We start from the raw sequence: 12,109 nt of genomic DNA, 5'->3' as shown, positions 1-12,109 counted from the left end.
GTCCTTAACCTTTCTTGGCCAGTTTCACGATGACGGGCGCGTACAGGTTTTCCATGGCGCCGCAGAACAGGATGATCAAACCCTGGATGAAGATGAAGGTCTCGGTCGGAATGTTGGGTTTTTCCAGCGACAAGTCAAAGCCGCCCTGGATCAAGGCGCCAAACAGTACGGACGACAGGAAAATGCCGACCGGATGCTGGCGGCCCATCAGCGCAATCGCGATGCCGACAAAGCCCGCGCCGCCGACGAAGTTCAGCGACAGGTAGTGCGTGGAACCCATGATGGAGTTGACGGAACCCAAACCTGCCAGCGCGCCGGAAATCAGCATGACGGTAATGATCATGCCGGAAATTTTCACGCCGGCGTAATGCGCCGCATGCTTGTTCAAGCCCGTGGCGCGCAGCTTGTAGCCCCAAGGCGAACGCCATACCATGACGCCATAAATCGCCAGCGCGGCAATCGCGAAGATAAAGCTGACGTTGAGCGGCGTATCGCCCAGCGCAGGGAACCACGTATTCAGGCGCGGCATTTCCGCTGCGGCGCTAAACACGCGCGATGCCGTGTTTTGCTCGCCCGGCGGAATCAGGTATTTGACGATGATGAAGTTCATCAGCGACGCCGCGATGAAGTTGAACATGATCGTCGTCACGACGATATGGCTGCCCCGTTTTGCTTGCAGGTAGCCAGGCAGGAATGCCCACAGCGCGCCAAACAACGCTGCGCCGAGGATGCCGACGGGGATCAAGAGCCACCATGGCAGCGAAGCGTCAAACGCCAGCATGGCCATGGTCAGGCCCAGGCCGCCAAAATACATCTGGCCTTCCGCGCCAATGTTGAACAGGCCCGCCTGCATGGCAAGGGATACGGCCAGGCCCGTGAACACGAACGTCGACGCGTAGAACAGCGTATAGCTCAAGCCTTCCGGATTGATGATGGCGCTATTGATCAAGATGCGCATCGAGTCCACCGGGTCTTCGCCCAGCAGATGGATCACCAGCGCGGCCACCAGCAGCGCGGACAGCAAATTCAAAACGGGCAGGACAAAGCCCGTGGCCCAGCGTGGCATATCGTTAGTCGTCATGATTTATGCATGCCTCCCATCAGCAGACCGATGCGAGTCGTGTCGAATTCGTCGATTTTCAATTCACCCGTGATCGAGCCGCCGCACATCACGAGGATGCGGTCGGCCAGCGCGCGCACTTCTTCCAGTTCCACGGACACCAGCAAGATCGCCATGCCGGCATCGCGCAGCGCCAGCAGTTGGCGGTGGATGGCTTCAATGGTGCCGATGTCCACGCCGCGGGTCGGCTGGCCCACCAGCATCAGCTTCGGATTGGCCAGCACTTCGCGGGCAATCACGACTTTTTGCTGGTTACCGCCGGACAGCAGGCCGATACGCAAATCCGGATTGGCCGGACGCACGTCGAACGTTTTCAGCAGCCCGGCGCAGCGTTCGGCGATGCCTTTAAAGTCGATCAGGCCCCATTTGTTCTTGAGCGCCTTGTCGTCCTGGTGGCCGAAGAACGTGTTGTGCATGACGGAGAAGCCTTTGATGACGCCATCGCGCAAGCGGTCTTCCGGCACGTGGCCGATGCCCAGTTCGCGGAACGTGCGCGGCAGGCCGTCGGCATCGGAACGCCCGGAGAAAGGCAGGGCCTTGCCCTCAAACGTCAGCTCGCCCGACGTGGGCAAGCGCATGCCCGACAGGATTTCCATCAATTCGCTTTGGCCGTTGCCGGACACGCCCGCAATGGCAACGATCTCGCCCGCGCGCAGCGTGAAATTCAACTTGTTCAGCAAGGTGACGCCATTGTCATCCTTGAGTTCCAGGTCGCGCACTTCCAGCACCGGCTTGCCAGGGTTGTACGCGGCACGGGGCAGGTTGTTTTCAATCGGGCGGCCCACCATCATGTTGGCCAGTTCTTCCTTCGACGTCGATGCAGTCTGCACTGCGCCCACCACGCGGCCCGCGCGCATCACGGTCACGGTATCCGTGATGTCCATGATTTCCTGCAGCTTGTGCGTGATGAGGATGATGGTCTTGCCCTGTTCTTTAAACAGACGCAGGATTTCGAACAGCGATTCGGTTTCCTGCGCAGTCAGCACGGCAGTCGGTTCATCCAGGATCAGGATGTTCGCGCTGCGGTAAATCTGCTTGAGGATTTCCACGCGCTGCTGTGCGCCGACCGACAAGTCTTGAATCGTGGCCAGGGGATCGACGTCGAGGCGGTAGCGCGCGCAAATCTCGCGCAGCTTGGCTTCCACACCCGCGCGCTGGCTGGCCAGTTTAAAGCCGCCTTCGGCGCCCAGCATCACGTTATCGAGCACGGTCATGTTTTCAACCAGCATAAAGTGCTGGTGCACCATGCCGATGCCGAGACGGATCGCTTCGTGGGAACTGTGGATGGACTGGACTTGTCCGTCGAGCAGGATATCGCCGCTGTCAGCGCGGTAGTATCCATACAGGATGCTCATCAGGGTCGATTTGCCGGCGCCATTCTCGCCCACGAGACCATGGATGGCCCCTTTGGCAATCGAAAAGCTGACGTCCGTGTTCGCTTTCACCGCCCCAAAATGCTTGGAAATGCCGCGAAATTCTACTGCTGGGTGCATAGGATCACTGGAAAGGGTAGTCATTAAAAAACGCGCCGAACGGGACGACCCCGCCGGCGCGTTCTCTTGGATTTACATGATCAGGCTGGGCAGTTGACGCCAGTGCGGATGTCGATGACTTTGACTTTGCCATCGATAATATCCTTGCGTGCCGCCATGACTTTCTTTTCGATGTCAGGGGTGATCAGCTTGCGGTTGTTTTCATCGAGCGCCCAATCCACGCCGCCTTCTTTCAGGCCCTTGGCGGTGACGCCGGCTTGCCATGTGCCGTTCTTTTGCTGCATGAACGAGTCATACACGGCATTGCCGACATTCTTGACCATCGACGTCAGCACGGAACCTGGATACAGGCCGTTCTGGTTCGAGTCCACGCCGATCGACAGCTTGCCTTTTTCCTTTGCCGTTTGCAGCACGCCATTGCCGGAACCGCCGGCCACGGCAAACACGACGTCCACGCCGCGTTCAAATTGCGAGCGCGCCAGTTCGCCGCCCTTGGCCGGGTCATTCCATGCGGACGCCGTGGTGCCCACCATGTTTTGAATGACTTCCGCTTTCTTGTCGACGGACTTTGCGCCTTGCGCATAGCCGCAGGCGAACGTGCGGATCAGCGGGATGTCGATGCCGCCGATGAAGCCCAGCTTCTTGGTTTTCGACGCCATCGCGCCGGCCACGCCGGCCAGGTACGAGCCTTCTTCTTCCTTGAAGGTGATCGAGTTGACGTTGGCGCCTTGCGCCACGCCGTCGATCAGCACGAAGCGCACTTTCGGGAATTCCTTCGCGACTTTTTGCACGGCTTGCGTTTGCGCGAAGCCGATCGACGCGATCAAGTCCAGGTTCTTGCGGGCCAGGCCACGCAGCACTTGTTCGGCTTGCGTATCGCTGCTGGCTTGCACTTCGATGAATTTAATACCGGTCTCTTTCTGGAAGCGCGACGCGCCTTCAAATGCAGACTGGTTGAATGATTTGTCGAACTTGCCGCCCGCATCGTAGACGATGCCCAGCTTCGGGTCCGCGGCGGAGGCGCCGGCAGTCACGCACAAAGCTGCGATCGCTACAGAAAGTTGTTTGATTTTCATGAGTTGGCTCCCTGGAAGTTCGATATTGTATATTTTTTGGGGCTGGAAAAACCCCTTTTAAGAGCTTTTGCCATGCCAAACGATTCTTTTTAGTACGTTCGTGCCAAACGCTGAGTGATAGCGCGGTTACTAATCTGTAACTTTTGGTTAATTTGTTTCATGCCCTGTTGTGGGCTCGCAACAATTTTGAAATATTTCTCTAACACTTGATTGTGGCTTTTTTACAAATCGACTGTTTTCGTGATAGTAAATCGACACGAAAAGCACCCATTCTTTTATCGCCGTCCACCGCCTTGTTCCCATCATTTCAGGCGATTCCCCTCTGAAGAGAACATCGTCTAGCATTTTCTGGGCGCGCTGCATAGCGCTTGGGCAGTCCCTTACTATGCATGAGCGTATATATGTATGGCAAATACGTTTTTCGTTGGTTATTTATATGATGAAAATATAAATAAGAATGGGGTTTTCCGTAATTTTCCGTCAAAACAATTCGTGCTAGCATGCGCCCTTACGTCGTTTTTTCTTTGCTTTTTGCAAAGCTTTGCGAGGTATTGATCGGAGCACTCAAGGTGTAGCACACCCCCCACAAGGAGTTGGTTTATGACGAAGAAGACTACGTACGCAAGCCGTACGCTGATCGCATTGGCAGTTGCCGCTGCATTCCCGCTGCAATTCGCCTACGCGGATGAAGGCCAGGCGCAAGAATCCGCTGCGCCGGCCGCTGCCGCCCCAGCCGCAAAAAAAACTGATGGCGCGCTGGAAACCGTGATTGTGACGGCACAGCGCCGCGCAGAAAACATTAAAGACGTGCCGATGGCGATTGCGTCCGTCAAGGGCGAAAAACTGGACGTGCTGACGTCCGGCGGCCAGGACATCCGCTTCCTGGCAGGCCGTTCCCCATCGCTGAACGTGGAATCGGACTTCGGCCGTACCTTCCCGCGCTTCTATATCCGTGGCCTGGGCAACACCGACTTCGACTTGAACGCATCGCAGCCGGTTGGCTACGTGATGGACGACATCGTGATGGAAAACCCGATGCTCAAGGGTTTCCCGGTATTCGACGTGGACCAGGTGGAAGTGCTGCGCGGCCCGCAAGGTACGCTGTTTGGCCGTAACTCCCCGGCCGGCGTGATCAAGCTTGATTCCGCCAAACCCGTGTTCAAGACCGAAGGCTACGCCAATGTGGGCTTCGGTAAAGATAGCGTGCGCAACATCGAAGGCGCGTTCAACGTGCCGCTGTCGGATACTGTTGCGATGCGCTTCTCGGGCCAGACCCAGCACCGCGATGACCGCGTGCATAACGGCCGCCCAACCGGCACCCAGGACTTCGAAGGCTACGACGACAGCGCCGCGCGCCTGCAAGTGCTGGTCAAGCCGACCAAGGACTTCAGCGCCCTGTTCAACGTGCACGCCCGCACCATGAACGGCAGCGCCACGCTGTTCCGCGCCAATATCCTGAAGAAGGGCACCAATGATCTGGTGGATGGCTTCGACTACAACAGCTACCCGACCGACGGCGTCAACGAGCAGTGGCTGCGCACCCGTGGCGCCAACGCCCGCCTGCGCTGGGATTTGCCAGGCGTGACCCTGCACTCGATCACCGGCTTTGAAACCCTGAAGCTTTACAGCCGCGCCGACGTGGATGGCGGCTACGGCGCCGACTTCGCGAAACCATCGGGCCCAGGCTTCATTCCATTCCCGGTTGAAACCGCCGACTTGATGCCGAACCACCGCCAGTTCTCGCAAGAGTTCCGCGCCGAGTCGCAAATCGCGGGTCCGCTGCAGTGGATCGCCGGCGCTTACTACTTCAACGAAGGCATCCAGATCGATTCGATCAGCTTCAACTCGCTGGCGCCAGGCAATCCACAGAATCCGGAATATGCCCGCCAGTTCCAGAACACGGAATCGTATGCGCTGTTCGGTACGCTGAACTACACGGTGTCGGACGCGCTGAAACTGCGCGGCGGCCTGCGCTACACCAAGGATAAGAAAGACTTCCTGGCGCTGCGCGTGGAAAACCGCACGGCATCGCATGCGCTGAACAGCGATTCGAGCAACCTGAGCTGGGACTTGAGCGGTACGTACACCGTGGACAAGGACACCAACGTGTTCGCCCGCGTTGCGACTGGCTACCGCGCGCCATCCATGCAGGGCCGCCTGTTCGGCCTGGACAGCCTGCCAACCATGGCTGGTGTCGAGAAGGCAGTGTCGTTTGAAGCCGGTGTGAAGGAAGACTTGTTCAACCGCCGCGCGCGCCTGTCGGCTACCGTCTTCCACTACCGCATGAAAGACAAGCAGTTGACTGCCGGTTCGGGCTCCATCAACCAGAACGTGCTGGTCAACGCCGACAAGGTAATCGGCCAGGGCGTGGAAGTGGATATGCAGGCAAACCTGGGCTACGGCTTCACGGGCAGCTTCGGTTCCAGCTACAACGATACGGAAATCAAGGACCCGAACCTGTTCGTATCGCCATGCGGCGCACCGTGCACGGTCACCAACCCGACCGCAACCCGCAATGGTTCCACCGTGGCGTTCGTGAACGGCAACCCGCTGCCGCGTGCACCGAAGTGGCAGCATAACTTCACGCTGAAGTATTCGACCGACCTGGGCGACGGCGAGCTGTATGCCTACACCGACTGGACCTACCGCAGCACCTACAACATGTTCCTGTACTCCGCGAAGGAATACAACGCCAAGGCGCTGACCGAAGGCGGCCTGCGCGTGGGCTACAAATGGGACAAGTATGAAATCGCTGCTTACGGCCGCAACATCACCAACCGTATCCAGTCCGTTGCCGCGATTGACTTCGACAACCTGACCGGTATCGTCAACGAACCGCGCACCTATGGCGTGCAGTTCAAGGCGTCGTTCTGACGCATTGACTGGATTGAGGCTGTCAAGAAAATCTAATCACCCCGGTTAGAAAAAATGCCCGTGCATCGGCTGATGCACGGGCATTTTTATCCGGTGCGCGTAAAACATCGGCCTTCAGGCCGGTGATGTCAGCGCGGACGGCGCAGCCGTCCACTGCCATTTGCGTCATGTTTGCCTAAAGCGCAGTGCTGTATATAATTACAGTATGATCCGCCTCCAAGCCTTCAAATACGAACTCATGCCAACCGGCGGGCAGGCGCGCGACATGCGCCGTTTCGCCGGGTCGTGCCGGTTCGTCTACAACAAGGCGCTGGCGATGCAGAAGGAGAACCACGCCCAAGGCAACAAGTTCATTGGCTATGTGGCGATGGCGGCAAATTTGCCGGTCTGGAAGCGCGAAGCTGGCATGGCGTGGCTCCAGGAAGCGCCATCCCAGGCTCTGCAGCATGCCTTGAAGGACCTGGAAAATGCCTACAAAAATTTCTTCGGGAAGCGGGCCGGCTTTCCATGCTTTAAGCGCAAAGGCTGCGGCGACAGCTTCCGCTATCCGGATCCGAAGCAAATCAGGCTCGATGAAGCGAACAACCGTATTTTCCTGCCCAAGCTCGGCTGGTTGCGCTACCGTAACAGCCGCCACGTACAAGGCGAGTTGCGCAACGTGACCGTTAGCCAGTCTGGCGGCAGGTGGTACATGGCGATCCAGACGCGACGCGAAGTCGAACAACCGTTGCCCACGGCGACGACAGCCATCGGCATCGATGTTGGTGTCACCCGGTTCGCCACCATGAGCGATGGCGCTTTCATCGCGCCTCTCAACAGCTTCAAAAAGCATCAGCAGCGCTTGGCCCGCTACCAGCGCCGCATGAGCCGGAAAGTCAAGTTCAGCGGCAACTGGAAAAAGGCGAAGGCTCGCGTTCAGAAGATACACGCCCGCATCGCCAACGCCCGCAAGGATTTCCTGCACAAGACTACAGCGGCGATCAGCAAAAGCCACGCGCTCGTCTGCATTGAAGATGTGCAGGTAAAAAACATGTCCAGGTCAGCCAAAGGAACGATCGAACATCCGGGCAGCAAGGTACGGCAGAAAAGCGGCCTGAATCGAGCCATCCTGGATCAGGGGTGGGGCGAGTTCCGCCGCCAGCTTGGCTACAAGCTGGCATGGAACGGTGGCATGTTGCTGGCCGTGCCGCCGCACCACACCAGCCAGACGTGTCCGGCATGCGGCCACGTCTCGCAAGACAATCGGCGGACGCAGGCACAATTCCTGTGCGTCGATTGCGGCTATAAAAATCATGCTGATGTGGTCGGCGCGATCAACGTTTTAGCGCGAGGACATCGCGTTTTAGCCTGTGGAGAGTTGGCGCAGTCGGGCTGCTCGATGAAGCAGGAACCCACCGTAGCGACTACGCAAATGACCGCGTAGCGCCGAAGGAATCTCCTCCGCTCACGGAGGGGAGGATGTCAATTGTACTATAGGCGATCTTTACATTTCAAACGATGGGTGCAGGGCCTTCAGGCCGGGCATTCGCATCTTGGAGGCATCATGCACTCAGCAGTGAATTTATGGCCCTTGCTGGGCGTCGCAGTGATCGTGCTGGGATTCGTGCTGCGTGCGCATCCCGTGCTGGTCGTGGTGGCAGCCTGCTTTACCACGGGATTCGCGGCATCGATGCCCATTGAAACCTTGCTGGCGTCGCTGGGCACGGCCTTTATCAAGACGCGCAACCTGCCGCTGATTTACCTGTTGCCGCTAGCTGCCATTGGTCTCCTGGAGCGCTATGGCTTGCGCGAACACGCGCAGGCCGTCATTGCAAAAGTGCGGGGCGCGACGGCGGGGCGCATCCTGATTGTGTACCTGACGGTGCGCGAAGCGGCTGCCGCGCTGGGACTGACGAGTTTGGGCGGCCATCCCAACATGGTGCGCCCGCTGGTGGCGCCCATGGCGGAAGGTGCGGCGGAAAACCGCCATCCCGGCATCAGCGAACGGATGCGCCACAAGGTGCGCGCGATGGCTGCCGCCACCGATAACGTGGGCCTGTTCTTTGGCGAAGACATCTTCGTCGCGTTTGGCGCCATCGTGCTGATGCAAACCATCTTGCGGGGCGAGGGCATTGAAGTCAATCCGCTGCACATCGCCGTGTGGGGCATCCCGACAGCCGTATGTGCGTGGGTGATCCACGCGTGGAATCTGCGGCGGCTGGATAAGGAATTGCAGCGCGAATTGGTGGCGGCTGCGGAATTGGCGGTGGCAGGCAGGCAGCATGGGAGCGCACTGTGATTTTCAAACTCGATTACTTTTATGTGCTGCTGGGCGGCATGCTGGCGCTGTTGTCCGTGCTGACGTTGCGGGATAAAACCAATCCGCGCCGCTGGACGACCGCCTTGTTCTGGGCACTGTACGCGACCGCTTATCTGGGCGGCGAAGCGCTACCGCCCGTATGGGCCGGCGCCTTGATGGTGGCGATGGCGCTGCTGGCAGGGTTTGGCGGCGTCAGCATGGGCAAGCCTGCCGTACTGCCGGAATCCGAACGGCGCGCCAGCGCCCAGCGTTTGGGGCATAAACTGTTTGTGCCGGCGCTGGTCATCCCTGCTGTTACGATGGCGTGTTCGACGCTGCTGAAAGACGTAAAAATCAGTGGCCTGTTTTTATTCGACCAGAAGCATATGACCCTGGCGGCGCTGGGCGTGGCGTCGGTCATTGCACTGGGCATCGCGTGCCGCACCCTGCGTACGACACCGCTGCAGGGTGCGCGGGAATTCCGCCGCCTGGTCGATGCGATGGGCTGGGCCATTGTCTTGCCGCACATGCTGGCGGTACTGGGGCTGCTGTTTTCCGAAGCGGGTGTCGGCAAGGCGGTGGCCCACGTCAGCACGTCGTACATCAACATGGACTGGAAGCTGGTGGCGGTGTCCGTCTATTGCGGCGGCATGGCGCTGTTCACGATCATCATGGGTAACGGTTTTGCTGCGTTCCCCGTGATGGCGGGCGGCGTCGGCATTCCCGTGCTGGTGGGCGTGTACCATGGGAACCCCGCGCTGATGGCAGCGATCGGCATGTTTTCCGGTTATTGCGGTACCTTGATGACGCCGATGGCGGCGAATTTCAATGTGGTGCCCACGGCGCTATTGGACTTGCCGGACCGGCATGCCGTCATCAAGGCGCAAGTGCCGACGGCCTTGCCGCTGCTGGCGGCGAATATACTGTTGCTGTATTTCCTGATGTGAGAGTGCCATGACGAAGAAAACCGTGCTGCTGACCGGCTTCGAGCCGTTTAATAAGGAGCCCATCAATCCTGCGTGGGAAGCCGTGAGGGCGCTGGCCGGATGGGGCGAGGAAGGCTTTACGGTGGAAGCGCGCCAGCTGGCTTGCGTGTTTGGCCAGTCGATTGCGGAACTGGCGGCGGCCGTCAATGAATACAACCCGTCGATTGTCATCGCGGTGGGGCAGGCGGGCGGGCGCTGCGATATGTCCATCGAGCGGGTCGCGATCAATGTCGACGACGCGCCGATTCCCGACAACCTGCACCGGCAGCTGGTTGACCAGCCAGTGATACCGGATGGCCCGGCCGCGTATTTCTCGACCTTGCCGATCAAGGCCATCGTGCATGAATTGCGCGCGGCGGGCTTGCCGGCATCGGTGTCGCAGACTGCCGGCACGTTTGTCTGCAACCATGTGTTTTATGGCTTGATGCACATTGCCGCCGCGCGCCAGAAGACGGGCGGTTTTGCGCCGCTGCGGGCCGGGTTCATTCACATTCCTTACTTGCCGCAGCAGGCGGCGCGCCATCCGGGGGCGCCCAGCATGGCGTTGAATGATGTCGTTGAAGGCTTGAAGATTGCCGTTAAAACTGCACTGGCGGTGGATGTTGATGTGCGGGAGTTGGGCGGGGCGACGCATTGAGCGTCTCCCATGTGGCTACTTATCGCAGTGATAGCGGCATTGCACGATATAAATGCCGCCGTCTTCCGGCAAATACACCAGGCGGTGTTCCCTGTTGATGCGCCTGGACCAGAAGCCAGTCAATTCCCCTTTCAGAGGCTCTGGTTTGCCGGTTCCGGTGAAAGGTGTTTGCAGGCACTCGTCGATCAGATCATTGATCTTTTCAACCAGTGCAAAATCTTCATGCTGCCAATACAGGTAGTCTTCCCATGCGTGCGGCGTCCATGACAGACGGGATTCTTTAGCCGCCTGTTTGTTTTTTGCTTTTTTGCTTGTCATCGCGAATCAGCTCCTGAGGGCGTGCCTTGCCGGCTTTAAGCTGAGCGATGGACTCCATTAATCGGTTGGCATTCTTGGCAGAACCCAGGAGATACATGGTTTCCTCGATGCTGTTGTAGTCCGCCAATGACAACATCACAACGTGTTCGCCGCTGACACGGGTAATCACGGTAGGGGTGTGGTCGGTACAAACGTTGTCCATCACTGTCTTTAAGCTTGCACGCGCTTCGCTAAAGGTTAGGATGTTCATAGTTGATAATCTTGGATAATTGATAAATTGTCTTGATGTAACTGGTCCCAAGACTGGATTTCTTTCATTGTACAGAATCCTGTATCTTGATTCAGGGTGGTACAGGATTCTGTACATTCGATGTCAGTCGTGCCCCTGGCGGTGCTTTCCATACAGGCTGCCGAACATGGCATGGCCATTGACGGAGCTGCCCGGTATCGCCTGCGCCACGTCCCAGTGCTCGACCATTTCATAATTCACCATGCGGTACAAGTCGCACACGGCCGTGCCGCTGAACGGGGCATCGGGATTGGCGCCCGGGTCGGCCGCGTGGGCGCACACGAGGGCCAGGTCGCCGTCCGCCATCGCGTGCATCACGCGGTAAGACGCGCCGGGCGGGGCAATGTAGGGCAGTACGGAAGCCAGCGCCGCCCGGCCATTGGCGACATAGGGATTGTGCTGCAGGTAGCCGCTAGCCCAGAACCGGTCCAGCAAGCCAAACTGGCGCTTGCCGAAGACATCTTCCGACAGCGAGCGCGCCAATAGGCGGTTCAATTCAACGCGGGCCGGGTCGGTGGCGGGGGCGCCGCCCGTATAGTGGTAGACGTCGCTGAACGCGCTGTTGCCATTGGCCGAGCGCTGCGGCGCCGGCGCTGTGACGGCCCAGTGCTCGACCACCAGCCCCCGGTCCAGGCGGTACAAGTCATAGCGGTTGTTGCCATGCCATTCGTCCGCTGCGGATTCACCCAGGTGCGCATGGACAAAGACCAGGTCGCGCTCCGCCAGCATGTGCTTGACGGTCCACACCTGGCGGCCAAGGCCGGCAATCCACCGCGTTATCGCATCGCGGCCATCGGCCAGCTGCGGGTCGTGCTGGATCAAGTCATGGGCAAACAGGCGGCCGGCGGCTTGCGGGTCGGCGCCCATCAACTGGTACAGCCGCGTGATTTGCTGCTTGTTGGCCGCTTCACTGCCGCCATCGCGAACGGCGGCGTGGCCCGGCGTGGCGGCAGCTTCGGCTGACAGCGCGGGCGCCAGCGGCAAGGCGCACATACTGAACGTCAAGAGCAGGGCAGGCAGTTGCTTCATTCATTTTCC

The 12,109-nt window shown here is 59.1% G+C and carries 11 protein-coding genes; 5 read left to right on the top strand and 6 right to left on the bottom strand.

What is annotated here, in order from left to right; translation table 11 throughout:
• Positions 1-4 precede the first annotated feature (4 nt).
• The 3 genes from GM668_RS06965 to GM668_RS06955 all read right to left on the bottom strand — a co-directional run bounded on the left by GM668_RS06965 (position 5) and on the right by GM668_RS06955 (position 3,689).
• Positions 5-1,081: an ABC transporter permease gene (locus tag GM668_RS06965; protein ID WP_155438234.1), complete on the bottom strand. Its 1,077-nt coding sequence runs from the start codon at positions 1,079-1,081 to the stop codon at positions 5-7.
• Entirely contained in the window at positions 1,078-2,613 is a 1,536-nt protein-coding gene (locus tag GM668_RS06960; RefSeq protein ID WP_155438233.1) for an ABC transporter ATP-binding protein, read from the bottom strand. Before GM668_RS06960 ends, GM668_RS06965 begins: the two co-directional genes overlap by 4 nt.
• 80 nt (positions 2,614-2,693) lie before the next feature.
• A complete protein-coding gene (locus GM668_RS06955) occupies positions 2,694-3,689 on the bottom strand; it encodes a BMP family lipoprotein (RefSeq protein ID WP_155438232.1) in 996 nt (331 codons plus the stop codon).
• 600 nt (positions 3,690-4,289) lie between these two features.
• On the opposite strand from GM668_RS06955, the gene GM668_RS06950 reads away from it, so the two are divergent.
• The 5 genes from GM668_RS06950 to pcp all read left to right on the top strand — a co-directional run bounded on the left by GM668_RS06950 (position 4,290) and on the right by pcp (position 10,464).
• A complete protein-coding gene (locus GM668_RS06950; RefSeq protein WP_155438231.1) occupies positions 4,290-6,563 on the top strand; it encodes a TonB-dependent receptor in 2,274 nt (757 codons plus the stop codon).
• A 205-nt stretch (positions 6,564-6,768) separates the two neighbouring features.
• A complete protein-coding gene (locus GM668_RS06945) occupies positions 6,769-7,986 on the top strand; it encodes an RNA-guided endonuclease InsQ/TnpB family protein (RefSeq protein ID WP_155438230.1) in 1,218 nt (405 codons plus the stop codon).
• Between the two features lie 120 nt (positions 7,987-8,106).
• A complete protein-coding gene (locus GM668_RS06940) occupies positions 8,107-8,841 on the top strand; it encodes a DUF969 domain-containing protein (RefSeq protein ID WP_155438229.1) in 735 nt (244 codons plus the stop codon).
• Entirely contained in the window at positions 8,838-9,788 is a 951-nt protein-coding gene (locus GM668_RS06935; RefSeq protein WP_170305531.1) for a DUF979 domain-containing protein, read from the top strand. The genes GM668_RS06940 and GM668_RS06935 overlap by 4 nt, the downstream gene beginning before the upstream one ends.
• Before the next feature lie 7 nt (positions 9,789-9,795).
• On the top strand, positions 9,796-10,464 hold the full coding sequence (pcp, locus tag GM668_RS06930; RefSeq protein ID WP_155438228.1) for a pyroglutamyl-peptidase I: 669 nt from the start codon (positions 9,796-9,798) through the stop codon (positions 10,462-10,464).
• 15 nt (positions 10,465-10,479) lie between these two features.
• On the opposite strand, the gene GM668_RS06925 is transcribed toward pcp, so the two are convergent.
• The 3 genes from GM668_RS06925 to GM668_RS06915 all read right to left on the bottom strand — a co-directional run bounded on the left by GM668_RS06925 (position 10,480) and on the right by GM668_RS06915 (position 12,100).
• Positions 10,480-10,782, bottom strand: coding sequence for a Txe/YoeB family addiction module toxin (locus tag GM668_RS06925; protein ID WP_155438227.1), 303 nt, complete (start codon positions 10,780-10,782; stop codon positions 10,480-10,482).
• On the bottom strand, positions 10,745-11,032 hold the full coding sequence (locus GM668_RS06920; RefSeq protein ID WP_155438226.1) for a type II toxin-antitoxin system Phd/YefM family antitoxin: 288 nt from the start codon (positions 11,030-11,032) through the stop codon (positions 10,745-10,747). The genes GM668_RS06925 and GM668_RS06920 overlap by 38 nt, the downstream gene beginning before the upstream one ends.
• A 123-nt stretch (positions 11,033-11,155) precedes the next feature.
• Positions 11,156-12,100, bottom strand: coding sequence for a nuclear transport factor 2 family protein (locus tag GM668_RS06915; RefSeq protein WP_155438225.1), 945 nt, complete (start codon positions 12,098-12,100; stop codon positions 11,156-11,158).
• Positions 12,101-12,109: the final 9 nt, after the last annotated feature.

Source organism: Pseudoduganella ginsengisoli (genome assembly GCF_009720865.1).
GTDB lineage: Bacteria > Pseudomonadota > Gammaproteobacteria > Burkholderiales > Burkholderiaceae_D > Rugamonas > Rugamonas ginsengisoli.
The sequence above is the reverse complement of the archived record's forward strand: the minus strand, read 5'-3'. Positions and strand labels throughout refer to the sequence as shown.

What these genes read in the sequence shown, in the direction of transcription:
- GM668_RS06965 (WP_155438234.1), bottom strand. Translation starts at nt 1,081, where the DNA reads ATGACGACTAACGATATGCCACGCTGGGCCACGGGCTTTGTCCTGCCC.
- GM668_RS06960 (WP_155438233.1), bottom strand. Translation starts at nt 2,613, where the DNA reads ATGCACCCAGCAGTAGAATTTCGCGGCATTTCCAAGCATTTTGGGGCG.
- GM668_RS06955 (WP_155438232.1), bottom strand. Translation starts at nt 3,689, where the DNA reads ATGAAAATCAAACAACTTTCTGTAGCGATCGCAGCTTTGTGCGTGACT.
- GM668_RS06950 (WP_155438231.1), top strand. Translation starts at nt 4,290, where the DNA reads ATGACGAAGAAGACTACGTACGCAAGCCGTACGCTGATCGCATTGGCA.
- GM668_RS06945 (WP_155438230.1), top strand. Translation starts at nt 6,769, where the DNA reads ATGATCCGCCTCCAAGCCTTCAAATACGAACTCATGCCAACCGGCGGG.
- GM668_RS06940 (WP_155438229.1), top strand. Translation starts at nt 8,107, where the DNA reads ATGCACTCAGCAGTGAATTTATGGCCCTTGCTGGGCGTCGCAGTGATC.
- pcp (WP_155438228.1), top strand. Translation starts at nt 9,796, where the DNA reads ATGACGAAGAAAACCGTGCTGCTGACCGGCTTCGAGCCGTTTAATAAG.
- GM668_RS06925 (WP_155438227.1), bottom strand. Translation starts at nt 10,782, where the DNA reads ATGACAAGCAAAAAAGCAAAAAACAAACAGGCGGCTAAAGAATCCCGT.
- GM668_RS06920 (WP_155438226.1), bottom strand. Translation starts at nt 11,032, where the DNA reads ATGAACATCCTAACCTTTAGCGAAGCGCGTGCAAGCTTAAAGACAGTG.
- GM668_RS06915 (WP_155438225.1), bottom strand. Translation starts at nt 12,100, where the DNA reads ATGAAGCAACTGCCTGCCCTGCTCTTGACGTTCAGTATGTGCGCCTTG.